At 55.1% G+C, this 24,711-nt stretch carries 30 protein-coding genes and 2 tRNA genes; 10 read left to right on the top strand and 22 right to left on the bottom strand.

Annotation, left to right across the window (positions count from 1 at the left end; all coding sequences use genetic code 11):
* Position 1: 1 nt before the first annotated feature.
* The 3 genes from CL1_RS03915 to CL1_RS03900 all read right to left on the bottom strand — a co-directional run bounded on the left by CL1_RS03915 (position 2) and on the right by CL1_RS03900 (position 1,094).
* On the bottom strand, positions 2-217 hold the full coding sequence (locus CL1_RS03915) for a hypothetical protein (RefSeq protein ID WP_014788590.1): 216 nt from the start codon (positions 215-217) through the stop codon (positions 2-4).
* Between the two features lie 401 nt (positions 218-618).
* A tRNA-Gln gene (locus CL1_RS03910) sits at positions 619-694 on the bottom strand.
* A 322-nt stretch (positions 695-1,016) separates the two neighbouring features.
* Positions 1,017-1,094, bottom strand: a tRNA-Pro gene (locus tag CL1_RS03900).
* Positions 1,095-1,168: 74 nt separating this feature from the next.
* Between CL1_RS03900 and CL1_RS03895 the strand changes: the two genes are divergently transcribed.
* Both CL1_RS03895 and CL1_RS03890 read left to right on the top strand, forming a co-directional pair.
* Positions 1,169-2,227 carry a glycosyltransferase gene (locus tag CL1_RS03895; protein ID WP_014788589.1) on the top strand — a complete coding sequence of 353 codons (1,059 nt, stop codon included), beginning with the start codon at positions 1,169-1,171 and terminating at the stop codon, positions 2,225-2,227.
* Between the two features lie 57 nt (positions 2,228-2,284).
* Positions 2,285-3,973, top strand: a complete 1,689-nt coding sequence (locus CL1_RS03890; RefSeq protein ID WP_014788588.1) for a DUF4910 domain-containing protein — start codon at positions 2,285-2,287, stop codon at positions 3,971-3,973.
* Here CL1_RS03890 and CL1_RS03885 read toward each other — a convergent pair.
* The gene (locus tag CL1_RS03885; protein ID WP_014788587.1) at positions 3,970-4,311 is read right to left on the bottom strand and encodes a transcriptional regulator; all 342 of its coding nucleotides are present in this window, start codon (positions 4,309-4,311) and stop codon (positions 3,970-3,972) included. The two genes, CL1_RS03890 and CL1_RS03885, sit on opposite strands and share 4 nt — an antisense overlap.
* Before the next feature lie 100 nt (positions 4,312-4,411).
* Entirely contained in the window at positions 4,412-5,062 is a 651-nt protein-coding gene (locus CL1_RS03880) for a metallophosphoesterase (protein ID WP_014788586.1), read from the bottom strand.
* 517 nt (positions 5,063-5,579) lie between these two features.
* Here CL1_RS03880 and CL1_RS03870 point away from each other — a divergent pair.
* Positions 5,580-6,374, top strand: a complete 795-nt coding sequence (locus CL1_RS03870) for a nitrilase (RefSeq protein ID WP_014788585.1) — start codon at positions 5,580-5,582, stop codon at positions 6,372-6,374.
* 208 nt (positions 6,375-6,582) lie between these two features.
* Positions 6,583-6,969: a multidrug transporter gene (locus CL1_RS03865; RefSeq protein WP_237266272.1), complete on the top strand. Its 387-nt coding sequence runs from the start codon at positions 6,583-6,585 to the stop codon at positions 6,967-6,969.
* Here CL1_RS03865 and CL1_RS03860 read toward each other — a convergent pair.
* The 7 genes from CL1_RS03860 to CL1_RS03830 all read right to left on the bottom strand — a co-directional run bounded on the left by CL1_RS03860 (position 6,953) and on the right by CL1_RS03830 (position 11,602).
* Positions 6,953-7,747, bottom strand: a complete 795-nt coding sequence (locus CL1_RS03860) for a methyltransferase domain-containing protein (RefSeq protein ID WP_014788583.1) — start codon at positions 7,745-7,747, stop codon at positions 6,953-6,955. The two genes, CL1_RS03865 and CL1_RS03860, sit on opposite strands and share 17 nt — an antisense overlap.
* A 254-nt stretch (positions 7,748-8,001) precedes the next feature.
* Complete coding sequence (locus tag CL1_RS03855; protein ID WP_014788582.1) at positions 8,002-8,790, bottom strand: DUF1648 domain-containing protein; 789 nt, start codon at positions 8,788-8,790, stop codon at positions 8,002-8,004.
* A complete protein-coding gene (locus CL1_RS03850) occupies positions 8,787-9,146 on the bottom strand; it encodes a PadR family transcriptional regulator (RefSeq protein ID WP_014788581.1) in 360 nt (119 codons plus the stop codon). Before CL1_RS03850 ends, CL1_RS03855 begins: the two co-directional genes overlap by 4 nt.
* Positions 9,147-9,151: 5 nt before the next feature.
* Positions 9,152-9,856 carry a membrane protein gene (locus CL1_RS03845; protein ID WP_014788580.1) on the bottom strand — a complete coding sequence of 235 codons (705 nt, stop codon included), beginning with the start codon at positions 9,854-9,856 and terminating at the stop codon, positions 9,152-9,154.
* Between the two features lie 2 nt (positions 9,857-9,858).
* Positions 9,859-10,197 carry a heavy metal-binding domain-containing protein gene (locus tag CL1_RS03840; RefSeq protein ID WP_014788579.1) on the bottom strand — a complete coding sequence of 113 codons (339 nt, stop codon included), beginning with the start codon at positions 10,195-10,197 and terminating at the stop codon, positions 9,859-9,861.
* Between the two features lie 95 nt (positions 10,198-10,292).
* Complete coding sequence (locus CL1_RS03835) at positions 10,293-10,907, bottom strand: YiiX/YebB-like N1pC/P60 family cysteine hydrolase (protein ID WP_014788578.1); 615 nt, start codon at positions 10,905-10,907, stop codon at positions 10,293-10,295.
* Positions 10,908-11,020: 113 nt separating this feature from the next.
* Complete coding sequence (locus CL1_RS03830) at positions 11,021-11,602, bottom strand: YiiX/YebB-like N1pC/P60 family cysteine hydrolase (RefSeq protein ID WP_014788577.1); 582 nt, start codon at positions 11,600-11,602, stop codon at positions 11,021-11,023.
* A 169-nt stretch (positions 11,603-11,771) separates the two neighbouring features.
* On the opposite strand from CL1_RS03830, the gene dph2 reads away from it, so the two are divergent.
* From dph2 to CL1_RS03810, 4 genes are all read left to right on the top strand, one after another.
* Positions 11,772-12,806, top strand: coding sequence for a diphthamide biosynthesis enzyme Dph2 (gene dph2 / locus CL1_RS03825; RefSeq protein WP_014788576.1), 1,035 nt, complete (start codon positions 11,772-11,774; stop codon positions 12,804-12,806).
* Positions 12,803-13,414, top strand: coding sequence for an METTL5 family protein (locus CL1_RS03820; protein ID WP_048151893.1), 612 nt, complete (start codon positions 12,803-12,805; stop codon positions 13,412-13,414). Before dph2 ends, CL1_RS03820 begins: the two co-directional genes overlap by 4 nt.
* A 59-nt stretch (positions 13,415-13,473) precedes the next feature.
* Positions 13,474-14,424: a hypothetical protein gene (locus tag CL1_RS03815; protein ID WP_014788574.1), complete on the top strand. Its 951-nt coding sequence runs from the start codon at positions 13,474-13,476 to the stop codon at positions 14,422-14,424.
* A 68-nt stretch (positions 14,425-14,492) separates the two neighbouring features.
* Entirely contained in the window at positions 14,493-15,821 is a 1,329-nt protein-coding gene (locus CL1_RS03810) for an RsmB/NOP family class I SAM-dependent RNA methyltransferase (RefSeq protein WP_014788573.1), read from the top strand.
* Here the strand turns inward: CL1_RS03810 and CL1_RS03805 are convergent.
* The 8 genes from CL1_RS03805 to CL1_RS03770 form a co-directional block, all read right to left on the bottom strand.
* Positions 15,818-16,915, bottom strand: coding sequence for a mechanosensitive ion channel family protein (locus CL1_RS03805; protein WP_014788572.1), 1,098 nt, complete (start codon positions 16,913-16,915; stop codon positions 15,818-15,820). The genes CL1_RS03810 and CL1_RS03805 overlap by 4 nt on opposite strands.
* A complete protein-coding gene (locus tag CL1_RS03800) occupies positions 16,915-17,556 on the bottom strand; it encodes a DUF432 domain-containing protein (protein WP_014788571.1) in 642 nt (213 codons plus the stop codon). Before CL1_RS03800 ends, CL1_RS03805 begins: the two co-directional genes overlap by 1 nt.
* A 51-nt stretch (positions 17,557-17,607) precedes the next feature.
* The gene (locus CL1_RS03795; protein WP_237266271.1) at positions 17,608-18,513 is read right to left on the bottom strand and encodes a hypothetical protein; all 906 of its coding nucleotides are present in this window, start codon (positions 18,511-18,513) and stop codon (positions 17,608-17,610) included.
* A 340-nt stretch (positions 18,514-18,853) separates the two neighbouring features.
* The gene (locus tag CL1_RS03790; protein WP_014788569.1) at positions 18,854-19,531 is read right to left on the bottom strand and encodes a DUF434 domain-containing protein; all 678 of its coding nucleotides are present in this window, start codon (positions 19,529-19,531) and stop codon (positions 18,854-18,856) included.
* 21 nt (positions 19,532-19,552) lie between these two features.
* A complete protein-coding gene (locus tag CL1_RS03785; RefSeq protein WP_014788568.1) occupies positions 19,553-20,323 on the bottom strand; it encodes a metal-dependent phosphohydrolase in 771 nt (256 codons plus the stop codon).
* Positions 20,324-20,424: 101 nt separating this feature from the next.
* The gene (locus CL1_RS03780; protein ID WP_014788567.1) at positions 20,425-20,841 is read right to left on the bottom strand and encodes a PIN domain-containing protein; all 417 of its coding nucleotides are present in this window, start codon (positions 20,839-20,841) and stop codon (positions 20,425-20,427) included.
* Positions 20,842-20,874: 33 nt separating this feature from the next.
* Positions 20,875-22,107 carry a translation initiation factor IF-2 subunit gamma gene (eif2g, locus tag CL1_RS03775; RefSeq protein ID WP_014788566.1) on the bottom strand — a complete coding sequence of 411 codons (1,233 nt, stop codon included), beginning with the start codon at positions 22,105-22,107 and terminating at the stop codon, positions 20,875-20,877.
* A gap of 104 nt (positions 22,108-22,211) precedes the next feature.
* The gene (locus CL1_RS03770; RefSeq protein WP_014788565.1) at positions 22,212-22,589 is read right to left on the bottom strand and encodes a 30S ribosomal protein S6e; all 378 of its coding nucleotides are present in this window, start codon (positions 22,587-22,589) and stop codon (positions 22,212-22,214) included.
* A gap of 143 nt (positions 22,590-22,732) precedes the next feature.
* Here CL1_RS03770 and CL1_RS03765 point away from each other — a divergent pair, with 143 nt between their 5' ends.
* Positions 22,733-22,903 carry a preprotein translocase subunit Sec61beta gene (locus CL1_RS03765; protein ID WP_014788564.1) on the top strand — a complete coding sequence of 57 codons (171 nt, stop codon included), beginning with the start codon at positions 22,733-22,735 and terminating at the stop codon, positions 22,901-22,903.
* Here CL1_RS03765 and CL1_RS03760 read toward each other — a convergent pair.
* Positions 22,900-23,556 carry a hypothetical protein gene (locus CL1_RS03760; RefSeq protein WP_014788563.1) on the bottom strand — a complete coding sequence of 219 codons (657 nt, stop codon included), beginning with the start codon at positions 23,554-23,556 and terminating at the stop codon, positions 22,900-22,902. The genes CL1_RS03765 and CL1_RS03760 overlap by 4 nt on opposite strands.
* 93 nt (positions 23,557-23,649) lie before the next feature.
* On the opposite strand from CL1_RS03760, the gene engB reads away from it, so the two are divergent.
* Positions 23,650-24,273 carry a GTP-binding protein EngB gene (gene engB / locus CL1_RS03755; protein WP_014788562.1) on the top strand — a complete coding sequence of 208 codons (624 nt, stop codon included), beginning with the start codon at positions 23,650-23,652 and terminating at the stop codon, positions 24,271-24,273.
* On the opposite strand, the gene CL1_RS03750 is transcribed toward engB, so the two are convergent.
* Positions 24,217-24,681, bottom strand: a complete 465-nt coding sequence (locus tag CL1_RS03750) for an Lrp/AsnC family transcriptional regulator (protein WP_014788561.1) — start codon at positions 24,679-24,681, stop codon at positions 24,217-24,219. The two genes, engB and CL1_RS03750, sit on opposite strands and share 57 nt — an antisense overlap.
* Between the last annotated feature and the right edge of the window lie 30 nt (positions 24,682-24,711).

Below are 24,711 nucleotides of genomic sequence, written 5' to 3'. Positions count from 1 at the left end.
ATCACCGCAGACGGTAATGCTTTCTCCTGTTCCCGTTGGTGTAAAAAGCCTCCACCTTCTTCTGCTGGATCATCTTTCTCAACGTCCTCTCCACCTTCTGCCTAGTGCAGTCCAGCCCCCTCTCGTTGAGGAACCTCGTCAGGAAAGCCACGCTCAGTGGGCCGTGAAGCCTGAGCAAGTCCTTGATTTCACCCTCCAGATTGACTGTGCTGTTCATACCTCCACCTCCGTGTTAGGTATCCGATGTGTAACACTACTCTAAATAGGCCGCATACTATTTAAAGGTTCTTAAAAAGTCCGATTTCCGAATTTTCGGCGTTCTGTTGCCCTATTCAGCTAAAATTGGTGCTGTGCGTTGTTGAAACCTTGGCTGACCTTTTATTCTTTGGATTTTAATGGTGGTTTTCCCGGGCTGTACTGGAGATTCTATAGAGTGCGGATCAAAAGATGCACTGGGTGTTGAGAATTCTCCGCCGCACTGAAGAAAGCTCCGTCTTGGGGGGAACCCCTGAGAAGGGGGTAACGCTACAACGTACGATGTGGGGTGTAACATGGAGTTTGAAATTAGAACCGGTGGTAGAGGTAGGGTGGGGTTCGAAGGTCTGGAGCCCAGTTGAATGGTAGCCCCGCGGGGATTCGAACCCCGGTCGCGGGATCCAGAGTCCCGCATGCTTGGCCGCTACACCACGGGGCTATGCCCGATGATAGGTTTCAGGTGGGATTTATAAATTTTATCCTTCTGGATCCTGCGCACGTTCGCGGTCTCGGGCTGTTGTGGGGCGAGTTCTCGATACCAAAACAGTTAAAAAGCTGGACTTCCGCTGGCGCTGAAATTCTTCGGAAACTCCCCAAGTTTGTGGTTTCAAAAAGCAAATCCCTAAAAGAGGTCCCTGGAAATCGCGGATCTTCTGAAAGTTTCCAGGTCTGGACATTCTTTCCAATGAAAATTACACGGAAATCGGCCTTTTAGAAAGGGTCACAGGTTTCGATAGAACTTTTGCCAGAAAAGTTTCCTATGGTGGGGCCGCCGAGATTTGAACTCGGGTCCCCGGCTCCCGAAGCCGGAAGGATAGGCCAAGCTACCCCACGGCCCCATGCCCGCCCTTAAGGGAATTCGTAGGGCTTATAAAGTTTACGGATTTATCTCACCCCACCGGAGGGAAAGGCAGTGAAGGTTTCAATCATCGTTCCAACCTACAACGAGAGGGACAACCTGGAGGAGCTCTTTGAGAGGATAAGCGGGGCTCTGAAGGGATACGACTACGAGATAATCATCGTGGACGATGATTCCCCTGATAGAACCTGGGAACTTGCTGAGAGGCTGGCTGAGAGGTTTCCCGTTAGGGTAATCCACCGCACCAACGAGAAGGGCCTCTCTTCGGCTGTTCTCCGGGGGTTTGCGGAGGCCGAGGGCGACGTCTTCGTGGTTATGGACGCGGATTTACAGCACCCTCCGGAGGTTATTCCCGCACTACTTAAGGCCATCGAAGAAGGCGCGGACATAGCAATAGCGAGCAGGTACGTGCCGGGCGGGGGGGTTAGGAACTGGTACTGGTACAGGAAGCTCATTTCGAAGGGTGCCATAATGATAGGCCGCCTTGCGCTTCCAAAGATACGGGACATCAAGGATCCGGTGAGCGGCTTTTTCGCCCTCAGGAGGGAGGTCGTGGAGGGGGCCGAACTTAACCCGATAGGCTTCAAAATACTCATGGAGATTCTCATAAAAGGTAAATACAAGGAAGTCAAGGAGGTTCCCTTCACCTTCGGCCTGAGGCATGCCGGCGAGAGCAAACTGGGAACGAAGACCATGGTGAACTACCTCAAGCACGTTTACAGGCTCATGCGCTGGGAGGGCGAGCTTGACAGGCTGGTAAAGTTCACTCTCGTCGGCCTCTCGGGTGTCGTCGTGAACGAGGGCTTTCTGTGGGCCTTCGTGAACTTCCTGGGCTGGGACAAGATACTGGCCAACATACCCGCGACCGAGCTGGCGATACTCAACAACTTCACCTGGAACGACCTATGGACCTTCAGGGACCTCAAGAGGAAGCCCCTTTGGGAAAGGCTCGTCACGTTTCACGCGGCCGCTTTGACGGGCGCGGTTGTTCAGCTGGCCATTTACACTGGCCTGGTTCATCTTGGGTTACACTACCTCATCGCGAACCTGATTGGAATAGTGGTCTCCTTCTTCGTCCGCTTCCTCCTCAACAGGCACGTGACATGGGGTTGATGCTCTCTCGGGGAGATGCTTAAATATCTCCCCACGCTACTTTTGGAGGGGATAGCTATGAGGCGCTTTCTCAACGATGCTGGCGTTTTTGATCCGAACCGCGTTCTGCAGTACATGGCGGAGATAAGCAGGTTCCACCGCATACAGGGTTCCCGGGAGCTGGTTGAGGCCGTTGAGTTCATCGAGGGGGAGCTCCGTTCCCTTGGAATCAAGCCCAGGCTTTACGAAGAGTCCTACGACGGAAGGAGTCGCTACCTAACCCTGAAGGCCCCGATAGCCTGGGATCTGGTGCGCGGTGAGATCGAGATCCTGGGAAAGACCCTAACTACGTCAATTAGCCCCCTCCTGGTGATGGCCCACTCACCCGGCGGGAGGGCCGAGGGTGAGGTGGTTCACATAGCCAGGGAGGAGGACTGGGATAGGGCAGAGGGCAGGATAGTCCTCGTTGGAAGGGAGTGGCGCGACGCTTACAGGAGGGCAAACGAGGTTGGGGCGGTTGGCTTCATCGCCTACCGCGAGGGGACGGGAGGAGCTTTCCCCTACATCGGCCTGTTCCTCACGCGTGACGACCTCGAGTGGGCGAGGATTCCGGCGGTCGCGGTTCCCGAGAACATCGCCAGGGAGATAATCGGAAAGCTGAACTCCGGCGAGAGGGTGAACGCGAGGATAGAGGTCGAGGTGTCAATAAGCGGGCGGCAGGTTCTTCCAATACTCTACGCCGAGATTGGAAGGCCGCTCTTCGTACTCCTCACCGCCCACGTCTGCCACCCGAAGCCAGGAGCCAATGACAACGCGAGCGGGAGCGCGATGCTCATCGAGTTGGCCAGGGTTCTCAGCGAACTATATGACGACTCCTTCCGCTTCGGCTTCGCCTTCCTCTGGGTGCCTGAGTACTACGGAACCCAGGCCTTCATAGAGCGCCACGCCGAGCTGGATAACTACTATGCCGTCATCAACCTTGACATGGTGGCGGGAAGCCCGGATCGCTCCGGTTCGGCAGTGATGCTCGTCAGAACGCCGGCATCGAGGTTCTCCGTGGTTTCAGGTCTCCTCGAGTACTACCTTGACCTGGCCAACGCCGGTGAGAAGAGCTTCTCAGGAAGCCACCTCCCGAGGCTCAGGTTTAGGAGCTACCCCTACGAGATGGGAAGCGACCACGACGTGTTCAACTTCTTCGGTATCCCCGCGGTGATGCCCATAACCTGGCCGGATCGCTTCTACCACTCCAGCGAAGACACCATCGACAAGGTGAGCCTGGAGAGCATAGATGTGATAGGCAGGGCCGTTCTGGCCACTGCTCTCGCGCTGGCGAGGGCTAAGAAGTCCGAACTCCAGCGCTTCGCCAGGGGCTACGCGATGAAGTACCTGGGGGAGCTTTCCAGGGAGAGGGAAACCGGGGAGATCGAAAGGTTGGTGATGGTGGGCCTCGCCAGGGATTCGCGCTTCCTGGGAATCGAGAGCGGCCACGAGTTCGGGCAGGAGCCCTGGCTGGTCTGGAAGGTTAAGGGCGTCATCTCGGAACGCCTCGTCAGGGAGAGAGACGCCGAACTTGCGGAGGAGTTCAGGAAGCTCACGAAGGACAGAAAGGTGCTCGCTCAGCTCCATGCGCTCTTGATGCTGGCCGAGATGCTTCCCGAGGAGAGGGTCTACGAGGCCCTTCGCGAGGAGTACGAAGAGATCGAAGAAGAAACGCTGAGGAGGCTCGTTGAGATACTCGAGAAAACTGGAATAGTAGAGAGGGCCTAGCTTTTGCTGTATTTGGAGTTTTTCAGTTCCTGTTCCAGTTCGTTTATCCTTTTTATCAGGTTCTGCTTGATGTCCTCGAGGACCTCGCTGGGCGAGACGGCGGTGTAGGTGTAGCCCAGCCAGCCCTGCTCTATGAGCGTTCTCTTGAGAATGCCCTTCCGGTAGAGACTCAGCACGTGCTCCCTCACCGAGCGCTCGCTTATGCCCAGCTCCTTTTGTATCTCCGTTATTCTCATCGGCTCCTTCTTCTCCAGAAGAAGCCTGTATATCCTCAGTTCGGTCTTCTTCACGCCTAACGAGCGGAGTAACGCTTCAAGCCTCTCGTAAACATCACTCATCTCACTCACCTTGCCTTCCCGCCTTCTTACCTATGAAGGTTTGTCTTCATATCTGTTATAAACTTTGCCCGCGAATTGGACATAAATGGGGAATGGATTACTACTCCAGCGAAACCTTACCAAGGTAAAGACCCTCTGGCAGGAAAAGCTCGATTTCCCGGGAGTTCCGCAGGAAGGGGACCATCTTTATCCCCTCCCTCACGTCGAAGCCCTCGATGAAAGGATTGGCCGTAGGCAGGACGAGAAACCTCCCCGAGCGAGCGAAGACCTTGACCTTTCTCGCAACGCCCCCGCTTTTGAAGGTGTAAGCCGGGTGTATGTGGCCGAGATAGGCTTCAGAGAACTCGACATCAGGGAGACCCGTGTGGCCGTGGAGAAAGAGCGCTTTTTCTATGAGGACGTGTTCCACCACCTCAACGTGTCTGAACTCTTTGGCCACCTCCTCTATCCTGCCGTCGTGATTGCCCTTGGTTATCAGCGTTGGAATATCCCCCAACTCCGAAAAGAAGCTCATGAGGAGCTTCTTGGCCGTGAAGCTCAGTCCTATCGGCTCTTTAACGTCTCCGAGGAGAATCAGGAGGTCCGGGTCCTTTTCGGCTATGAACTCCGCCAGCCTCTCCTCGAAGCGCGTCCTTACCCTCAGCCCGCGGGAGAGTTCAAAGCCTATGTGGGGATCCGCTACGAGAAGAGTCCTCCCCCTCTCGGTGTCAAGCTCGAGGGTCAGCCTCTCGAACTCGTCAAAAGAGTACATGAGACCACCAGGAAAATGGTGGAAAAGAAGGAGGGCATCAGATGAGTCCGCGCTCCTTCCTGCGCTGCCTCTTCAAGCGCCTGATCCTCTTCTTAATCCACTTCCACCTCATTCTTCCCTTCTTCTTCCACTTCCTCGGGCGCCTCTTCATGATCATCACCCCTGAGTTTCTCTCCGGGGTTAGCTCCGGGGGTTCCTTTTTAAGCTTTTCCGTGGTTCGGGGTTTCCCCTCCTTGCAAGGCGAAACGGGTGGTCGAGCTCCCGTGGGGACAAAAACGGGCCGCAGGAGCCTGGTTTCAGAGGCCAGATTTTTCTGTCCCTTAGATGTCTTTCGGAGGTTGTTTATCATTTAACACACTTGTAATTCTAAGATGCGTTGTGTTTAGTATCGCAATCAGACTTAAAGGCTGTTTTAAACTGGTTTTTTGTATTTTTTCCTCTTCTAATTACGTTTGTCATTCCAGATCCGTTCCGCTAACCTTATCTACTCTCCGGGCGATGTGGGTGTGGTGGTAGCATGAAGATCGCCTACGTCCAGATGGAGCCGGTTCTCCTCGAGCCCGAGATTAACTACTCGAAGGCCGAGGAGCTGATAAGAACCGCCGTCCGTGAGGGTGCCCAGCTCATAGTTCTGCCGGAGCTCTTTGATACAGGATACAACTTTGAGAGCAGGGGCGAGGTTGAAGAGGTCGCCGGCCAGATTCCCGATGGCCCGACGACCGAGTTCCTGATGGAGCTTTCAAGGGAGCTCGGCGTTTTCATAGTTGCTGGAACGGCTGAAAAGGACGAGAAGGGAAGGCTTTACAACTCCGCCGTGATAACGGGCCCTATAGGGAGCGGCTACATAGGGAAGTACCGCAAGGTTCACCTGTTCTACCGGGAGAAGCTCTTCTTCGAGCCCGGCAACCTCGGCTTCCACGTCTTCAACATAGGCATCGCCAAGGTCGGCGTGATGATATGCTTCGACTGGTTCTTCCCGGAGAGCGCCAGAACGCTAGCCCTGAAGGGTGCTGAGATAATCGCCCACCCGAGCAACCTTGTCATGCCCTATGCCCCGAGGGCGATGCCGATTAGGGCTTTGGAGAACAGGGTTTACACTGTAACCGCCAACAGAATCGGCGAGGAGAGGGGCCTTAGGTTCATAGGGAAGAGCACGATAGCCTCGCCGAAGGCCGAAGTCCTTGCCATGGGGAGCGAGGATAAGGAGGAGGTGGCCGTCGTTGAGGTAGACCTTGAACTCGCCAGGAGTAAGAGGCTCAACGACATGAACGACGTTTTCAGGGACAGAAGGCCCGAGACGTATTCCCTTTGAAGTGCCTCCAGCTTTTTATTCTTAGCTTTGCATAATACCCAGCTGTGATTGGAACTCAATGGGTTAATTGTTGTTGATATTCGTGGACGTTACAGTAATTCAGTTATTAGGCTGGAGATTTTCCCACAAAATCCCTGCTGAAGTCGCTGAGGGAGATTTGGCCGGATATTCGAAAAGATTTTAAGTTAAAGAGCCGTATAAAAGCCTGATGGTTGGAATGAAGGGCCACTTAATGCTTGCGCTTTTGCTCGTCGCTGCCCTTGTCATAGGGCTAGCAGTCAATGTCGAGGCGTTTCTCTCGGACTATTCCCATCAGGAGGGTTACTTTGGGGCGGACTCGCTTCAGGCCGAGCTTTTGCCGGCCGATTCTCATGTCCTCGGGACGATAACTGCTGATAACCCCTTCTCCGTCTACGTGGTTGTCTCCGACTCCGGCTACTTCGAGGGACTCGAGGGGGGTAGGGTGGTGATGAAGTGGGAGAACATCACAAAGTTGAACCTAAACATCACCGTTCCTGACGACGGCTACTACCTCGTTGTCAAAAACGGGAACGTGAGCCAGGAAATAAGAATAGACCTCAGCTCGGGCCGTTGAAATCTTCCAGGACGAGTTTGGCTATCTCCCTCCTGGGCTCTCTGAAGTAGAGAACGTCCCCTACCCTCACGAACCCGTGCTCCCCCGGCCTTATGAGCCTGGCTTCCCTAAAGAATATTCTTCCGATCGCCAGCTGCGTCGCCAGATCCCAATGGTGGAAGTCGAAGCTCCCGACCTTTCTGAAGCCCGGTAGCAGGTAGTAGGTTCTCCTGAAGGTGCCTCTAGTTACGTCGTAGCCCTCGTGGACTGAGGCCAAAGTGTGATCCTCTCCCCTGCTCTCGACGAAGAACTCCTTGTAGCCCGTTCCATAGAGTATCCTGTAAACCCTGTCGGTGTCTTCAATAAGGAAAACCCCGTTCTCGCTAAGCGCTAAGGTAACGTTGGCGAATATCTTAACCGCATCGAAGGGATCGAAGTGTATCATGGTGTTGCCAAAGAGGAGCGCGACCTCGTGCTCCCCAACAAGTTTCGCCGCTTCCCTCACGTCCCCGTGAACCTTTGCCGGAGCGATGCCCAGGCCGGCAAGTTCGACCCACTCCTGAACCTTCTCCAAATCCTCGGCTCTGGCGTCGAGGAGGGTTAACTTCTTGGCGTTCGTTGCCTTTGCCGCAGCGATTCCAGCTATGCCGGTTCCGGCACATAGATCTAGAACACTGCCGCCTTTAGGAAGCCCCAACCCTTCGAAGAACCCCGTGAGGTCCTTGAACCTTTTCCTGGCTCCCTCATTGCCCGGCTCCATGTACCCCCTCGCGTAGCGGTACAACTCTTCAAGGGACATAGCATCACCCCCGGGAATAATGCATGAAATTATTTAAATCTATCGGAATTGTCCAAGTAGTGACCTCACTTGCAGGCGTTGAAGAGACTAGTCTGACCTCCTTCCCGCCGTGAACGACGAGGCTTTCAAAGAAAAATGTAACTATCCCGAATCATATTTCTGGCCCGTCCAGGCCCCGAATGTTCAGATGTCGGCGATTATGGGGAAAGCTTCAATAAAGAGGCTCTTGAGGGTTCTCAGGACTTCATACGCGCTCATCTCATCGCCTTCACGAGCCTGATGGTCTCGACGACGATAATCCCCATGCTCCCAATGACCATTGCATCTAGGAAGGTTGGGGAACTGTACGAGTAGGCATTGTAGAGGATTGAATACGTGAAGGCCCCCCACAGGAGGAACTGGAGCATCGTCAGGAGTTCCAGGATTATTCTCGCGATCCTGGCGTTGCCCTTGGGAATCCTTAAGGCCACTGGGTCCCTTCCCAAGTACGTCAGTCCGAGAATGAATACTGCTCCACCCACCGGTATCAGAAACGCCCCGATGGACTTCGGTTCGAAGCGGTCGGCAATCCCTTGGACATTAAAGTGGATCGCTATAATTTCAGGCATCCTGTCCCAGCTAACCGCGAGTAATATTAGATACGAGGAGATGAGAACCAGCTGAATGGCCAGATAGGGCTTTACCTCTATCCTTTCAAGGGGTTTTGGCTCTCCCTCGGCTGGCATTGAGATGGCCTCAAGCTCAACGGTTTCCTTTGCTATGACGTAGCTCCTCCAGGTTATTAGCGAAATCCCTATGATCATTGCCATCATCAGAAGAATTATGTTTCCAGTAAAGCTCAGCACCCCAAGGAGAAGCCCGAGCCCCATGAGGGCCTTTCCCGCGAAGGTGTTGGCCTTCTTCCACGCCTCCTCTGAGATGTAAGTGTAACCTATCCTGATGCCTATCGCGTGGTTGGGTCTGTTCCGATAAAGGTATGTCAATAACCCTGCGACGAACATTGTGGTCGAGATGAAAAGACCGAAAGCGACATCGGGGTTCATTCTTTTTCCACCCCCATTCTTTCCAGGGTTTCGGTTATGGTCCTAACCTCCGCCTTCATCTCTTCGAGCACTTCCTTTCCAAGTTTGGTTAGGGAGTAGTACTTCCTCGGCCTTCCCCCAACCTCCGCCCAGGAGTCCTGAACGAGGCCCAGCTTCCTGAGGCTCTTGAGTATATCGTACAGGGCCCCCTCGCTGGGGACTATCCTTCCCCCGCTCAGCTCCTCGAGCCTCTTCCTTATCGCATAGCCGTGGAGTTCTTCCCTCTCTAGGAGCAGGAGCACCATGTATGAGTAGAGGCCGGAGCGGAGGTCTTTTCTCAGCTTTTTGAGGGCCTTCTCTTTTTTGCCCGCCAGCACTTTTCTCACCACAGCACCTCTTCCTCCCTTGGAAGCTCGGCCCTCGCCTTAGGAACCACCCTTCTGAGCAGCCAGAGCGCGGCCAGGGCCGTTATCAGCTCGGTGGCGTACATTGCAGGCTCGCTTTTCGTGAGATGGTAGTAGGCGGCCAGGGAATCGACGACCGCGTGGAGGCCGATCACCGCGATTAGGGCTTCTCTTCCGTAGCCTTCCGCGTACGCGTGGGCGAGATACGCTGCGGTCCCGACGTGGAACAGGACGACGAGGTAGCGCTCGACCATCGATAGGAGAGCGCTGATGAGAGGCACTTCTAGGGGAGTTCCAACCGCCATTGAGCCCGCCAGTGCGGCACCGGCTATTACGAACGCCTCGGTTACCCCAAAGCCCAGTCCGAGGAAGAGACCTGTCCCTATGTCCTTTCCCTTGACCAGGAGGTACTTCACGCCTTCCTGCACCGTCCCAGCCACGAGGCCGAGCCACAGAGAGACGCCGACGGTAAAGGCCAGTCCCCTCGCGACCACGTCCTCGTTGGAGGTTATCCCCATTCCGAAAAGGGACAGCTGCTGGACGGGGTTCTGGACTATCATTGCCATGAAGAACGCCGCCAGGCCGAGGAGGAACTCGCCCCACCTCTGCCTTTCAAAGCCGAGAAAGTAAAGCGTCGCCCACGCTAGAAGGGCCCCGAGTACGGGGAATGGCAGGAGGTACATACCTACTCCTCCCCGACTTTTTTCACCACGACGGCCGTGCCGTAGGCGTATATCTCTGCCATGCCCGATGCCACCGCTGAGGTCATGAAACGAACACCTATGACCGCGTTTGCGCCCATCTCCTCCGCGTGGAGCTTCATTCTCCTCAGGGCTTCTTCTCTTGCCTCGGCAAGCATCTGGGTGTACTCCTGAACCTCGCCGCCCTTGAGGTTCTTGAGAAATGCCATTATGTCCCTTCCCACGTGAGTGGCCCTGACTATCCCACCCCTCGCGAGCCCCTTGACCTCAACTACTCTGTATCCCGGCAGGCTCTCGGTGGTTGTTACGATGATGTCCCCCATACATGTCACCCCGATGCATCGAACTTCAAGGTATCGTTTGGGAAGGATCGTATAAAAGGGTTTTGTTAGGCTATGGAAAAAGGGAGAAGAGAGGTTCAGGCCTCGTGCTTGTAGATGGTGTAGGTCATCGGGTCGTCGTAGACCTCCTGCGGGGCGACGGAGTAGAAGTAGGTCCAGCTCCAGGCGCCGTCGTTCTCGTCGAGGTTCACGGTGAAGCCGCTGGCGACGAGGTAGGCGGCCCAGACGAGCTGGGAGCAGTAGTACTTGTCGTCGTAGACGTCCGGCTTGCTTATGTAGTCATAGTTGTAGGGCTTGCCGAGCTGCTGGTAGGCGAACTGAATGGCCCTCTGCTTGGTGGCGTCGTCGACCATGACCCTCTGGAGTGCCACGACGTCGTACCTGCTGAGGAACTCGCTGAGCGGGCTGATGATGACGCCCTTGCCTATCTTGGCCTCTATGACCATCCAGTCGTTGATGCTCTCGTTGTACCAGGCGACGATGGCAACGTGTATCCAGTAGCCGGGGATTATGGCGTTAAAGAGGTCCGGGCTGTGGCCGTAGACGAGGTCACCCGGCTGAACGTCGGTCGGGTACGGGTGCTGGTAAGTCCTGGTGTCCCAGATGTAGTTGAGCAGGTCTCCGGCGCTGGCACCTGGGACGGTGGCGCCGAGAAGGAGGAACACCACTGCTATTATTCCAAGCTTCCTCATTTCATCACACCTCCCTGCCCTCAATCGGGCAGAAATGGGGTATGCTCGGAGGTTAATAAGCTTTATTATGTCCCATGGGGCGCGGTCGGAAAAAATAGAAACGAGGGGTGGGTTTAGATTGAGTGGTAATAGATAACATAAGTATCCCCGTCATCATAAACCTCCTGGGGGGCCACACCGTTGAGATATGTCAGGGTCCAGCCGGGGTTGGCGTCTATGTCCGGACCGCCGGCGGCTATGTATGCTGCCCAGACGAGCTCGGAGCAGTAGTAGGAGTCACCGTAGACCTGCTTGGTGTACCAGCCCCAGTCGTAGGGCTTGCCAAGCTGCTGGTAGGCGAAGTAAACAGCGTTCTGCCTCACGTAGTCGCTGGTGGCGACGCGAAGAACCGCGACGGTGTCGTACCTGCTGAGGAAGTCAGAGAGAAGGACCAGTCTTATCCCGGACTCCCAGGCTTCTATGACGACCCACTCACCGTAGTAGCTGTCGTAGTAGGCTATCATTCCCGTGTGGGTCCAGTATCCGGGTATGAAGATGTCGCTGTTGGGGTTGTGGCCGATGACGATGTCCCCCGGGACAACGTTCCAGGGGTAGGGGTGCCAGTAGTTGGCGTCTCCCTTGCTGCTGGAAGCGGCAACCGGGTTCAGCATCGTAGTCAGGAATAGCAACACCAAGATTGCAGCAACCTTTTTCATTTGGAACACCCCCAGGGTATTGCAGAAAATCTAATACCTTAATGTCTAATAAAGGTTTCGGTTGCACGTCTATGGTATGTAATGTATTTTCATGTTCATTAAAGTGCTGTACAACTCTGCAAATCGATGATGATTTAAAGGGTTTCCCCTACCGTCGTCGGTGGGTTCGATGCACGAGGTTTCGATGGGTGAGATACTGGAGAACCTTAGAGAGCTCAACGCTAAGCGGGTGCTCATTCAGATGCCGGAAGGGTTGAAAAGGGAGGCCCAGACCCTGGCGGATTTTCTTGAGGAGAACGGAATCGAGGCGATAATAAGCGGGGACATCAACTACGGTGCCTGCGATCCGGCCGACAGGGAGGCGAAGCTACTCGGCTGCGACGCGCTGATACACCTCGGTCACAGCTACATGCGCCTTCACCTCGAGGTTCCGACGATATTCGTGCCAGCTTTCGCGGGCGTTGATGTGGTTCCTGCGCTTGAGAAAAACCTCGACGAGATACGGAATCTGGGAGGAAGGATAGCGCTCGTCACGACTGCCCAGCACATTCACCAGCTCGCTAGGGCGAAGGAGTTCCTGGAAAGACACGGCTTTGAGGTTATCATCGGGAAAGGGGACTCCCGCGTCAGCTGGCCGGGCCAGGTTCTCGGCTGCAACTTCACCGCGGCGAAGGCCGATGCTGAGGGGGTTCTCTTCATAGGGGCCGGCTACTTCCACCCCATTGGCGTTGCTCTGGCAACTCGGAAGCCAACCCTCGCGGTCAACCCATACTCGGGCGACGCTCTCTGGCTCGATGAGGAAGCCGAGCGCCTCATCAGGAAGCGCTGGGCCCAGATAGCAAAGGCGTTTGATGCCGGGCGGTTCGGGGTCATAACGAGCACCAAGAAGGGCCAGCTCCGATTGGCTGAGGCGAGAAGGATAGTCAAGCTCCTCCGCGAGCACGGCAAGTACGCGAGGCTCATAGCTATGAATCACATCAGCTACCCCGCGCTGGAGGGCTTCGACTTTGACGCCTACGTCGTCGTTGCCTGCCCTCGCGTCCCCATAGACGACTACGAGAACTGGAGGAAGCCCGTTCTAACGCCGCCGGAGGTCGAGATTCTCCTCGGCCTTAGAGATGACTACGAGTTCGACGAGATACTTGGGGCTGAAAGGGACCGGGACGAGCCCCTGGGCACAGCCCTCCACGGTGGTGGGAAGTGAGGAAGAAGCACCTTGCGATGACACTCTCCCGGCTAAGGGGCTTTCCAGAGCCGAAACCTGAGCTGGAGCAGTACAGGACACCGGGGAACGTCGCGGCCGAGCTCCTTTGGCTGGCGTACTCTTTGGGAGACATCGGGGGGAAAATCATAGCAGACCTGGGGGCTGGAACGGGGGTTCTCTCGGTAGGGGCCTGCATTCTGGGTGCTGGAAAGGTTTACGCGGTGGAGGTTGATGAAAAGGCCCTTGGTGTTGCCCGGGAGAACGCCAGCTCCCTCGGCGTTGAGGACTGTATCGAGTTCGTGCACTCCGACGTTTCGAAGTTCTCGCGCAGGGTTGACGCGGTCGTGATGAACCCTCCCTTCGGGAGCCAGAGGAAGCACGCCGACAGGCCTTTCCTTCTGAAGGCCTTCGAGCTGAGCGATGTGGTGTATTCCATTCATCTTGCCAAGCCCGAGGTGAGGCGCTTCATCGAGGCTTTTGTAAAAGGTGCCGGTTTTAGGACGACTCACAGGATTCCCCTTCCCTTTGAGATTCCGGCCCAGTTTTTCTTTCATAGGAAAAGACTGGAGCGCATTTTGGTGGACATTTATCGGTTCGAGAGGTTATGAAGCGAAAACGATATATTGGATAGGTTCCAATTTATTAAGGGTACAATGGGGGTGAGAGTATGAATCAAATCGAAGAGATAATCAAATCCTGGCGAGCCCTGGACGTCGTTAAGCTCGCGAGCACCGACAGGAGCGCAGTTCTCGCCCTTCTCGAGCTCCTCAGCAATCCCGACACAGCTGTTCGTCTCAGGACCCTCGCCGCCCTGGCCGAACTTGTCGAAGGGACGGACGATGGGACGAAGAAGTTCCTGTTGAACCATGGACTTGAACCTCTGACAAAGCTTCTGTCCGACGATGACCCTAGGGTGGTTCACAGGACCATCGAGGTTCTGGCGAGGCTGCTCAAAAGCGTACCCCTGGACGAGAAGAGGTTCCTTCAGCTCCTGAACTCCGCCGTGGAAGTTATGAAAAACGGCGACACCCTGGCCCGTCTCTCGCTCATCGACCTCTTCGGTAGGATCCAGGTGCCTTCCTTAAGTGAAGAAGGGCTGTCAAAGGTTCACTCCATAGCCTCCTCTGATTTCCTGTGGGTCAGACTTCTGGGCCTCAGGGTTCTTCTGAGCTCTGGAAGACTTGAGGGATATGAGGAGCGCTTGGTTGAAGGGCTTGAGAGTCTCCTCTTGAGCGGCAACGCACTCACCATCGAGCTGGGAATCGGCCTTTTGATGGAGATAATGAGATTCCACTCAACCCCAGGGGCAATGAAAGCCCTTTCCCGCTTCCCCTCTATACTCAAGGCGGTTGAAACGGGCGGTGGCGATGTCTTCCTCCGCAGAAAGGCCGCAGAAGCAAGGAAGAACCTCGAGGAAACTCTGCTTGCCTACTACGGCTCGCGCCACGATGAGGCCCTTGAGGCTGCCAGAGCGCTCCTTGGAGATGGGCGTGGGGAAGATGCCCTCTTCCTGTTGTTCACAATAGGGAGAACTGACCTCCTGTCCCACTTGTGGGGTGATGCCCGAGCGGCCGAATCCGAACCTATGAAGGTTCTCGGCCTTGAGAGGGCCCTTTGATCTTTCTCCCCTCGGTTTTGCGAAAGAGATATAATCCTCCACCGAGAGTCCTCCCAGGAGGAGTGACTGTGGGGAAGTTGAAGCTCTCTGACAGACAGCTTTACGCGCTGATAGAGGCGGTGAAGCTTGGTGAGGAGGTGAAGCCCAGCCAGCAGGCTAAGAGGAGGGCCTTCGCAAAGTACAGAATCGAGGGCTGGGAGAACTCGAAACTCACCGGCATTTTCTACTCTATCCAGCGAAGGCTTGGCCTTATAGATGAGGTGATTGAGGGGCTCGTTGGAGTTTCCCCCCTTATCCTGGATCCCTGGTTGAGGGCGACGCTGAGGGTTGCCGTTGAAATAGCCGTCTTCAGGAACCCGAACGAGAAAACCCTTCAGCACCTCAAGGGCCTCGCCAAGTTCCTCTCTAGCAGAACCCACCCCTACGTCGGCTATTACTACTACGACCTCCTCCCCAGGGTCATCAACTACGTCCCAAAGCTCGACTCCGAGGAGAAGAGGCTGAAGTGGGACTACCTGTTCCCGGAATGGTTCATACGGAAGATGCGCGGGCTCGTGGGGGAGGAGGCGGAGGAGCTGCTCAAAGCGCTCAACGAGACCCTGCCGACGAGCGTACGCGTCAATCTTCTGAAGGCGAACGTTGAGGAAGTTGAGGACTATCTCCGGAAAAAGAACGTCCGATTCGAGAGAAGCGAGAGGGTAGGGACTCTTTTGAGGATCCTAGACCCCTTCAACCCAGAATGGCTCTTCAACAAGGGACTGGTCATAGCTCAGGAGGAAGCCGCGGCGGTGGCTTCCCTTGTTTTAGCCCCGAAACCCGGCGAAACGGTCGTGGATCTGGCGGCCGCCCCCGGCGGCAAAACGGCCCACATGGCAGAGCTGATGAACAACGAGGGGGAAATCTACGCTTTCGACATTGATAGGACAAGGGTAAAGAGAATGAACGAGGTTCTCAGGAGGACTGGAGTTAAAATCGCCGAAACCATAGTGGCCGACGGCAGGGAGGCTCCAGAGATCCTAGGCAGTGGGATAGCGGATAGGGTTCTCCTCGATGCCCCGTGCACCAGCGATGGAACGATAGCCAAGAACCCTGAACTCAGGTGGCGCCTCCGCGAGAAGAACATTCCAAAGGTCGTGGAGCTCCAGAAGGAGCTTATCGAGAGCGCGTGGGAGATTTTAAAGCCCGGCGGCAGGTTGCTTTACTCGACCTGCTCAATGCTCAGGGAGGAGAACGAGGACGTCGTGGAGTGGTTCCTCAGAAGGCACGGCGATGCCAGACTCGTCCCACTGAGTGGGCCCTACGACGGCGGCTTTTTGCCGGGAACCATGAGAGCCTGGCCCCACAGGCACGGCACTATTGGGTTCTTCTACGCGCTGATTGAAAAGAAAGGGGACTAAGCCTGTTCTTCTTCCTTTTCCTCTTCCTGTGGCTCCTCTATCCTCACCCTCAGCTCGTTGGCGAACCAGTTCACCCTCTGCGGGAAGGGTATCTCTATTCCAGCCTCGTCGAGAGCTTTCTTGACGTCGTGGATTATCCTCATTCTGACGTCGAACCACTTCTCACTGGGCGCCCAGGCCCTTATCGCAACCACCACCGAGCTGTCGTCGAGCCTGTCCACGTAAACAAGCGGCTCCGGCTCGACCAGAACGAGCGGGATTTCATCGAGAACGCGCTTTATTATCTCCACAGCCCTTTCGGCGTCGGCGGCGTAGGCTATGTTTACATCTACATCGACCCTTCTCACGGGGTAGCGCATGAAATTGACTATGTTGCTGTTGAAGAGCTTCTCGTTTGGAATCCTGATGAGCGTGCCGTCCCAGGCCCTTATTCTCGTGGACAGTATTCTTATGTCCTCAACGACACCCTCCAGTTCGCCTATCTTTACCTGGTCCCCTATGAGAAGCGGCTTGTCGAAGTACATGAAAACTCCGGAGACGAAGTTCGAAACGACAGTCTGGGCGGAGAAACCAAGAATGATACCCGTTATTCCTGCCGCGGCGAGGAGTGCGCTGAGTTCGGTGCTAACACCCGCGAAGCTGAGGGCCATGAAGAAGGCTATCGTTATGAATACGTAGTAGAAGATCTTCGCCTTCACGATGACTTCAGGCTTGGCCTTCTTGCCGGAGCTCATTATCATATAGTCCTTGGATTTCTTGGCTATCAGGTAGGAGAAGTAGAAGAAGCCCATTGCAAAGGCTATGTTTCCAATCGTGGTGGGTCCGATCTCGTAACTCATTATGCCGAGCAGGTAGAGGGCCCAGATTATGCCGCCGAGCACGAACATTCGGAACACTATCTCTGCCGTGTCCTCGTTTATTATCCACGTCATACTGGTCTCCTTGGACTTGCGGATTATCAGCTTCCTGACTATCCTCCCTAAAACGAGCATTCCGAAGATTATCAGAGCCGCCTCCACTAGGGTGAATAGGCTTAAGTTCACCGGGATTGGGGGAGTTGGAGCTGTGGAAGAGGTGGTAGTGTTAGCGGCCATCACAACCACCTCATTCTGAAGTTGGGAAGCGGTTCGGCCCTGTGGGTCTGCCTGAGCGTTCCGTCCGGTGGATTGCCGGTGTTGTTCACCTCGTAGATCTCCTTGGTGAGGAGGATTATGAGGGGATAGTACGCCCGCTCCTCTGAATAAAACATGACGCTGTTCCTTATGGGAAAGACCACCCTCTCAACCATCTTCCAGCTCTCGGTCGGGTTGTAGATTACCAGTTTGACTACCGCGGGAGAATCTGGGATACTCTCGTAAAAGTCGCTCTCGTGGTACCTCGCTATCACCCCAACGGTCTTCTCTCCGTAGAGGCTGTACTTCTCCCGTCCAACGGTAAAGCGGTCTATCTCCAGGTCGCCGCTTCTGATCGAGATGTCTATCGGGGCGGAGAGATAGCCCACTATTCTTTCCTTTGGGGGTATGGCTATCCTTTCGGAGAGCCGTATCATGAGAAACTTAACGCCGTAGCCCTCCGCAGGGGCGGGAAGGATAAGGAACTTCCCCTTTCCCTTCTTTATTAGAACTTGAACTCCTTCGCGCCGGTAGAGAATCCAGTTCTCGGATTCCTCGACGAGGTGGATTTTTTTGTCAATGATTTTGATGAACTGGGTTCTCAGCTCGTGCTCGCCAAACATGGAATAAGATTGGCTGGAAAAGATTTAAAGTTTGCCTGAAAATGAAGCGGCTCACGCCTTCTCGAAGCCGATGTCCTCTATTTTGACGTGGGTGAACACGTTGGCTCCGCCCTGCTCTATGAAGACTCCCTTGGCCTCAACGGGCACCGGAAGGTTGGCGGCTATTATGGCCTCTCCCTGGCCGGTGATGCTCCCGAAGGTGTACGTCCAGCTCACGCTGGACACCCTGAACTCCTTCCCGCCGAGGTTCACCGTTCCGTCAGGCTTCACCTCGTAGTTGTACTGGTAGCCCATTACTCCCCAGCTGCCCGTGGTCTCCTGGTAGATGTTCTCGTCCTCGAGGGCCGTCCAGAAGCCGAAGTTGTAGAACCCGTACCAGCTCAGGTATATTGCCTCTATGTCCGCTATGTCCGAAAGCATGTTTATATCACCTTCCTGGTACGGAGCGATGCTTCCCTTGCCGACCGCTATCGGGTTGTAGAACTCGAAGGTCTGGTTCCCGTACTTCATCATCACGCCAACGACGTCTCCAGTCCCCGCGTAGAGTGATGAATATAGCGTTAGGAAGTCTAGCGTTGGGAACAGGAAGAAAGTATCCGTGTCTTCACTCCTGTTCACAACCCACAGGCGGTACTCAAAGGCGTCGCTCATGTCCTCGGCGTTTATGGGGATTATCTTGCCGTAGTACTCGTAGACCTCGAACTCACCGAGATCGACCTTCTCTTGCTTCCCAGTTTCCATGTCTATGCTGTTGCCGTAGACGTGTATTTTGACCGGCCCTCTTCTCTTCTCGACCTCGTACTCGTAGACCGGACCCCCTTCCTCCGTTCTCACCCTCAACTTGTACTTGATGTACGTTATGAGGTAACTCTCCCCGTCTATCTGAACGGGATTGTGGGCGTCCCAGGGGTTTTGCCAGGAGGCGTACCCCGTTTCAGTATCCGTTGGGGTCTCCATTTCCGTGGTCGTCGTTCCCGATTGAGTGGGGGATTCCGTTGTGTAGCCTCCGCTCGTCGTGCCGCCCGTTTCTCCGGCTCCGGGGGTTGTAGCATGTTCCCCTTCCGTGTATGACTCTGAGGCTGTTGGGCTTTCCTCGCCCCCTCCTCCGAGGCAACCGCTGACTCCGACGAAAATTAAAGTTGCTAAGAAAATAGCAATAAGACCTCGAAACTTTTTCATATATCCTCAGCTCCATATTTCTTTTATAAAAATTGGAATTTGTTGTATTTAAACTTTAAGTTTGAGTTTTAGCGGCATAAGTTTAATGGTTTCATGTCATGTGTCTCCACTGACCGTACTAAACACTCGTCTTTTCAATACGGGATTGTTGAGCTTTCCTGAGAAGTTTAACCAGGGGTTTTACGCCTCCGCGGGGCGGCCGTCCGGCGTACGCCGCCAGGTCAAAAACAGCTGGGACCCTTGAAATTATTCCCACGTCGGCTGTGGCAACCGTCTCGAACTTCTTCAGCTCGAAGTCTGGGCTTCTGACGAGGCGGACCTCTCCGGGGACTCCCTCCAGCTCCAGAATCTTCTCGGTGAGCTTCCTGACAACTCCACTCCTCGGAACCGCCGAGCCGTAGAAGAAGATGGCTTTACTCACCCCCAGTCTGGCAAGACTCTCAGCTACGTCCTCGATGACCCTTTCAGTCCCCTCGTTCAGCCGGTACTTCCCCTGGTACTTAAGGTCCCTCACGAGCCCGTCCTCGCAGAGAACCGCTTTCCCCTCGAGAATGGACTCAAGGGTTATTAGGACGTTGAATCCGTCAATCGCTAAAACCCTGTCTCTAAGTTCCTCTGGTTTGAGGAGTTTTCCCCGAACCTCGGCTATCCATTCATCTGAGAAAACGCACCTAGCCAGGAGGTGCCGTTCCTCCCGCGAGAGCCGGTAGTGGTTGGCCACAAATTCGAGGGCATAACCCTTCCGGTAGCCCCTGTTGAGGAGGTACCTGAGGTCGAGGTAGGCCTCGCACAGCATGGGAAAAGAAACGGTGGAGGGTTAAATAACCTTCTCCATTACCTCCGTCCCCGTGCGTATCCTGAGCTTCACCCTTCCGCTTAGGAGGGAGCTCTTCACCTTCTTTGTCAGTATCTCGTCCACCTGGAATATCCCTGCGGGGTGCTTCATCGATATCTCGATGAGTATTGGCTGCTCCTCGTTCCCTTCCTTTATCTCAACCCTCTCTATGGCCAGGGCCGAGACGGCGTGTATGTCTACCTTGTCCTTCTTGTGCACCAGCCTGCTCCTCCCGGCTTCCATGTCGCAGCCGTCCGCTATCGTGACGAGGGAGCCCTCGATGGTGGTGCAGGGTACGTGCTCGTCGTGGGTGTAAATGGCGTTCAGGGTCATGGCCTTCAGCAGGAGCGGGTCATCGGTTTTGAGCTCTCCCACGAGCTTCTCTATTATCGGTTCGGCCAGGAAAACGCTGAACTCGTAGTGGTTTATCCTGTGGATCATGTTGCCAATGTCGTGGAACAGCGCGCCGAAAGCGACGATGAACTTGCTCCAGCGGAAGGGCTTTCCGAGCTTCTCCGCCGTAGTATGGATCCCAAACTTCCTGATGATGTTGAGCAGCTCAAGCGCTCGCCTGGTCGTGAGGAGGACGTGTATTGGCCCGTGGTCGTTGAAGCCGTAGACGTTTAGGACGATGTAGTTGGTGGTCTCGAAGTAGTAGTGGTACTCTCTAAAGGCCCTCTCGTACATCTCGTACAGCTCTTCGTCGGCGAGAAGTTCCTTAATCTCGCCCAGCAGTTCTTCCTCCGTGTACATTCTTACCACCCCACCGGGTGGAGAAGAGGGGGTTTTAAGGATTTTGAACGGGATCCGGTGAAAAAGCGGACTTTCTGTTGGGTAGTTTTGCGTTGTTTGCCTCACTCCAACATTCCCTCAAGCTCTAGAATCTTCTTCGAGCGGAGATAAACGACCGGAACGCCCTTTTCCCTCAGCCTTCTCTTTAATCCCTTATCGTTGGTGCACACTATAACGCGCTCGTTTTCGACGGCGAACTCGTAAATCTGGTCGTCTATCGGCTTCCTCCCGAATTCACCTATCTCAACTGTATCGAACCTCTCAGCGAGCTTCTTGGCCATTCTAACCGCGAGGAGGTCCTTTCCCCGGGACTTCCGCCCTATAACCTCCAGTTCCTGCAGGACAACGTTTGGAACCGCGATTTTAAACCTCACATCGAGAACCCTGTTCAGCTCGGATATTATGTCTACGCCAAACTGTCCTGGAACAAGAAGAAAGTTCGTGTCCGGGATTACCAGCCACTCCCGCCTCTCGGCCATCGATCTCACCGAAATTAAAGGGGTAAGAAGAGCTTACTCCCTTATGAAGCCGTAGCCGATGAGGCGCCACCTGCTGCCGACCTGCCTGCTGATGGCGACCCTATCCCCCACCTCAGCGCAGATGGGTATCTGGAGCTTCAGCTCTATCTCGTCCTTTCCAAGGCCGGTAACGAGGCCCATTGTCCTGGCTGTTCCAACGTTGAGGAGAAGCACTTCCCTCCTTTTTATCGGCTCGACCTTAAGCTCCTCCTCGGTTCCGACGACGCGCTCGAGGAGGCGCACCTCAAGCCTGAGATCCTCCCACACCGGCGGGAGCTGGCCAGGCTTTCCGACGACGTTTCCTGCCATCAGGTCGCCCTTGGTGAGATACGGGTCGAGCTTGGTTCCCACTCCAACGAGTCCACCAGGATAGGCCTCTTCCACGAACCTTCCGCCGGCCTGGAGGGAAGTTATCTCGGTCGTTATCGGCTCGTACCTTATCCTGCCGTGGTCCTCGTAAGGAACGCCCGGGCGGATCTCGATCTCGTCGCCCACCCTGAGCTTGCCCTGGATTATCGAGCCGCCTATGACGCCGCCGACGAGCTTCTCCGGCTTGGTTCCGGGCTTGTTCACGTCGAAGCTCCTGAGGACGAGCATCTTGGGCGGCTTGTTGGGGTCGCGCTCCGGTGTGGGTATGAACTCCTCTATGGCGGCAAGCAGGACATCAACGTTCGCACCGTGCAGAGCGGAAATCGGGATTATCGGGGCATTCTCAGCAACGGTCCCCTTGACGAACTCCCTTATCTCGTGGTAGCGCTGGATAACCTTTTCCCTGTCCACGAGCTCTATCTTGTTGAGGGCTATGACGATGTTCCTGTTGCCGACTATCTGGAGGGCCATCAGGTGTTCCCTGGTCTGGGGCATTATCCCCTCGTTCGCCGCGATGACGAGAACGGCACCGTCCATGAGGGAAGCCCCTGCGAGCATGGTGGTCATCAGCGCCTCGTGTCCAGGGGCGTCTATGAAAGAAACGCGCCTCTCGAACTCGGTCTCGTGGCCGCAGTACGGGCACACCGGTGAGCTTGAGTACCTCCCGCAGTGGGGGCACTTCCTTATCTCGGCATCGGCGAAGCCTATCTTGATGGTGATTCCTCTCCTCAGCTCCTCGCTGTGGGTGTCGGTCCAGATTCCGGTTAGGGCCTTGGTTAGGGTGGTTTTACCGTGATCAACGTGACCAACCATTCCGATATTGACTTCCGCCTGCCTAAACTCCTTCTTCTCAGCCATCTTCTCTCACCCCTAAATTTAGAGCGCGGGGACGTTTATTAAGGTTACCTCGAGATTGAGAAGACCTGCTAAGAAAAGCTATAAGTTTGGGGAAAGGAGGAAGCTCAGAAGACGAGCTTCATATTGACCTGGACGATCTCGGGGCTGATGGTGTTGCCCCTGACGGTCTTCTTCCTCCTCTCGCCCTTCTCCTTCGGCCTGAAGCCCGGCCCCTTGGAGACGAGTATCTTGACCCTCCTCGGGCCGTGGACGTCGGGCCTCATGGGGAAGCCGTCCTTGTCGGTACCACCGGTTATCTTTAGCTTGACGTCGCCCGGAATCTCCTCGCCGAATATCTCGGTGAGGTTGAGTCCGAGCTCGCTCGCGGGGATCTCCTCCCCTATGCGCTTTCCTATGAGCTTCTCGGCCTGCTCACCGCTTATCTCAACCTGCTTGGCTATCCCGTTCTTGGGGTTGGATATAACGAGCTTAAAGGTCGCCATTTCCTCCCACCTCCTCTGTCATTAGCGGGATTCATTGGGTAAACCCCTTATCCAGTGAGCGCTGTGGCTTGGTCTTTAAAAACGTTTCTTCCACAACTTTTTTATATGTTGGACGAGCCTTATTCCCTGAAGAGGTGAGAGAAATGGCCAGGGAAAAGACCACCCTTCCCCCGACCGGCGCGGGACTGATGAGGTTCTTCGACGAGGACACCAGGGCGATAAAGATAAGCCCGAGGGGCGTCATCGCGGTGACGCTCATACTTGTGGCCCTCGAGATACTCCTCCACGCCTTCGGTCCCCAGCTCTTCGGTTAAAGGAAGCTCGTTTTCTTCAACCCTCTGGCGTTCAGTTCTTCGTTGATTATTCCCCTGACGACCTCCTCCAGCTGGGTCTGGAGCAGCCTGTCCACGTCGTCCTTTATCTTGTCTATGTCGTGCCTCAGCCCCTCGAGGAGCCTTATGTACTCCTTGGCCATCTCCAACTGCCCCTCCTGCCTTACGAGCTGCTCCTTCAGGTGCTCGAAGTCCTCCTTCATAACCTGGAGCTTCCTCAGCTCGCGCTGGAGTTCGTCGAGCTGCTTGGTCAGCGCGTAGTTCTCTTCCTTGAGCTTCTCTATGAGCCTCTCCTTCGCCTCAAGCTCCCTAACGAGGGCGTTGTACTCCTCGGCTATCTGGTTCAGCCGCTCTATTTCCCGCAGGGGTGGAACCTTGCCGTTCCCGAGGATTATGACGTCGGGACCGACGTTCACTATGTCGCTGGGCCTTATCTTGAGCTTTCTCTCGCTGGAGAACATGCTCTGGCCCTTTCCGAGGTTCTCGATTTCCCTCATCTTGAGTATGAAGTAGAACTGATCCCCTTCAACCTCGACGTTTATGTCGGTAACGTAGCCGAGTATCTTTCCCTCCGTGAGGGATATGACGAACTTGTTGATGAGCTGGTTCGCCTTGGTTTCACCGACCTCGGGCATAAAACACCACCGGGGCTATTTGGTCGGGGGAATACTTAACCTTTCCGCCAACCCTTATAAGGCCCTAATGGGGTTTATCTGTGGGGTGAGGGAATGATAATATTCGTGGGACGTTCGAACGTTGGAAAGAGCACTCTCATCTTTCGCCTGACCGGGAAGTGGGTGAAGCGTGGCAAGAGGCCAGGGGTGACGAGAAGGCCGGTGGAGGTGAACTGGCGCGGAAAGACCGTCGTGGACATGCCCGGTTTCGGCTTTATGAGCGGAGTGCCGAAGAGGGTCCAGGAGAAGGTGAAGGACGAAATAGTTCACTTCATCGAGAACAACGCTGATGACATCGAGCTGGCCGTGCTCGTCATCGACGGAAAGGCCGCTCCGGAGATAATCGAGCGCTGGGAGAAGCGCGGTGAGATACCAATTGACGTTGAGTTCTACTCCTTCCTCCGGGAGCTGGGTATTCCTACAATAGTGGCAGTCAATAAGATGGACAAGATAAAGAACCTGAACGCCACCATAAACTTCCTGGCTGAAAAGTTCGGGGTTCCCTACGGCGAAATCCCCGAAACCTTCGTTCCGATCTCGGCCAAGTTCGGAAAGAACCTCACCGAACTCAGACTGCTGATGGAGAAGAAGCTGAGGGAGGGCAAAAAGCCCCGGGAAAGCTCAGAGAACCTCGAGGACGATGTGGGTGATGGTCTCCTTGACTCCGTCGAGCGCTGATATCTCCTCGAGTATCTCGTCGAGCCTCGTCTTGTCGGCCTCGACGATGAGGTCTATGTCACCAGTGACGCGGTATATCTTCTTTATCTTGAGCCTCTTTATGGCCTCGTAAACCTGCCTCCTCTTGGTGGGCTCGATCCTCACGAAGACGAACACGTCACCCTTCTTCTCTCCGAGCAGATCAAGAGCCTTGTCGGTCAGGTCTATGAATCCTCTGCCAGTCCTTATGTAGCCGAGCTCCTTGAGGACCTTGAGGTGGTTGCTCAGGGCCTGCCTGGTTATGCCCAGCTCTTCCGCGAGCTCGTCCTGGGTCTTCTCAACGGTGTGGACTTCGATGGTCCTGCCCTCCTCGTAGAACTTCCTGAGCAGCTTGATCTGCCTCGGGGTAAGGGTGGGCTTTTCCTCCATTTTTAAACCTCCTTTGCATGATTTGCATTT

Origin of the sequence: Thermococcus cleftensis (assembly GCF_000265525.1) — an archaeon.
Lineage (GTDB): Archaea > Methanobacteriota_B > Thermococci > Thermococcales > Thermococcaceae > Thermococcus > Thermococcus cleftensis.
This window is presented reverse-complemented; position numbering and strand designations above follow the sequence as displayed.

What these genes read in the sequence shown, in the direction of transcription:
- CL1_RS03915 (WP_014788590.1), bottom strand. Translation starts at nt 217, where the DNA reads ATGAACAGCACAGTCAATCTGGAGGGTGAAATCAAGGACTTGCTCAGG.
- CL1_RS03800 (WP_014788571.1), bottom strand. Translation starts at nt 17,556, where the DNA reads ATGTTTGGCGAGCACGAGCTGAGAACCCAGTTCATCAAAATCATTGAC.
- CL1_RS03860 (WP_014788583.1), bottom strand. Translation starts at nt 7,747, where the DNA reads ATGTCCCTTGAAGAGTTGTACCGCTACGCGAGGGGGTACATGGAGCCG.
- CL1_RS03795 (WP_237266271.1), bottom strand. Translation starts at nt 18,513, where the DNA reads ATGGAGACCCCAACGGATACTGAAACGGGGTACGCCTCCTGGCAAAAC.
- CL1_RS03830 (WP_014788577.1), bottom strand. Translation starts at nt 11,602, where the DNA reads ATGAAAAAGGTTGCTGCAATCTTGGTGTTGCTATTCCTGACTACGATG.
- CL1_RS03855 (WP_014788582.1), bottom strand. Translation starts at nt 8,790, where the DNA reads ATGAACCCCGATGTCGCTTTCGGTCTTTTCATCTCGACCACAATGTTC.
- CL1_RS03870 (WP_014788585.1), top strand. Translation starts at nt 5,580, where the DNA reads ATGAAGATCGCCTACGTCCAGATGGAGCCGGTTCTCCTCGAGCCCGAG.
- CL1_RS03760 (WP_014788563.1), bottom strand. Translation starts at nt 23,556, where the DNA reads ATGCCCGAGGTCGGTGAAACCAAGGCGAACCAGCTCATCAACAAGTTC.
- CL1_RS03785 (WP_014788568.1), bottom strand. Translation starts at nt 20,323, where the DNA reads ATGTACACGGAGGAAGAACTGCTGGGCGAGATTAAGGAACTTCTCGCC.
- CL1_RS03865 (WP_237266272.1), top strand. Translation starts at nt 6,583, where the DNA reads ATGGTTGGAATGAAGGGCCACTTAATGCTTGCGCTTTTGCTCGTCGCT.
- CL1_RS03815 (WP_014788574.1), top strand. Translation starts at nt 13,474, where the DNA reads ATGAATCAAATCGAAGAGATAATCAAATCCTGGCGAGCCCTGGACGTC.
- CL1_RS03840 (WP_014788579.1), bottom strand. Translation starts at nt 10,197, where the DNA reads ATGGGGGACATCATCGTAACAACCACCGAGAGCCTGCCGGGATACAGA.
- CL1_RS03845 (WP_014788580.1), bottom strand. Translation starts at nt 9,856, where the DNA reads ATGTACCTCCTGCCATTCCCCGTACTCGGGGCCCTTCTAGCGTGGGCG.
- CL1_RS03885 (WP_014788587.1), bottom strand. Translation starts at nt 4,311, where the DNA reads ATGAGTGATGTTTACGAGAGGCTTGAAGCGTTACTCCGCTCGTTAGGC.
- CL1_RS03765 (WP_014788564.1), top strand. Translation starts at nt 22,733, where the DNA reads ATGGCCAGGGAAAAGACCACCCTTCCCCCGACCGGCGCGGGACTGATG.
- CL1_RS03890 (WP_014788588.1), top strand. Translation starts at nt 2,285, where the DNA reads ATGAGGCGCTTTCTCAACGATGCTGGCGTTTTTGATCCGAACCGCGTT.
- CL1_RS03805 (WP_014788572.1), bottom strand. Translation starts at nt 16,915, where the DNA reads ATGGCCGCTAACACTACCACCTCTTCCACAGCTCCAACTCCCCCAATC.
- CL1_RS03790 (WP_014788569.1), bottom strand. Translation starts at nt 19,531, where the DNA reads ATGCTGTGCGAGGCCTACCTCGACCTCAGGTACCTCCTCAACAGGGGC.
- CL1_RS03780 (WP_014788567.1), bottom strand. Translation starts at nt 20,841, where the DNA reads ATGGCCGAGAGGCGGGAGTGGCTGGTAATCCCGGACACGAACTTTCTT.
- dph2 (WP_014788576.1), top strand. Translation starts at nt 11,772, where the DNA reads ATGCACGAGGTTTCGATGGGTGAGATACTGGAGAACCTTAGAGAGCTC.
- eif2g (WP_014788566.1), bottom strand. Translation starts at nt 22,107, where the DNA reads ATGGCTGAGAAGAAGGAGTTTAGGCAGGCGGAAGTCAATATCGGAATG.
- CL1_RS03750 (WP_014788561.1), bottom strand. Translation starts at nt 24,681, where the DNA reads ATGGAGGAAAAGCCCACCCTTACCCCGAGGCAGATCAAGCTGCTCAGG.
- engB (WP_014788562.1), top strand. Translation starts at nt 23,650, where the DNA reads ATGATAATATTCGTGGGACGTTCGAACGTTGGAAAGAGCACTCTCATC.
- CL1_RS03880 (WP_014788586.1), bottom strand. Translation starts at nt 5,062, where the DNA reads ATGTACTCTTTTGACGAGTTCGAGAGGCTGACCCTCGAGCTTGACACC.
- CL1_RS03770 (WP_014788565.1), bottom strand. Translation starts at nt 22,589, where the DNA reads ATGGCGACCTTTAAGCTCGTTATATCCAACCCCAAGAACGGGATAGCC.
- CL1_RS03835 (WP_014788578.1), bottom strand. Translation starts at nt 10,907, where the DNA reads ATGAGGAAGCTTGGAATAATAGCAGTGGTGTTCCTCCTTCTCGGCGCC.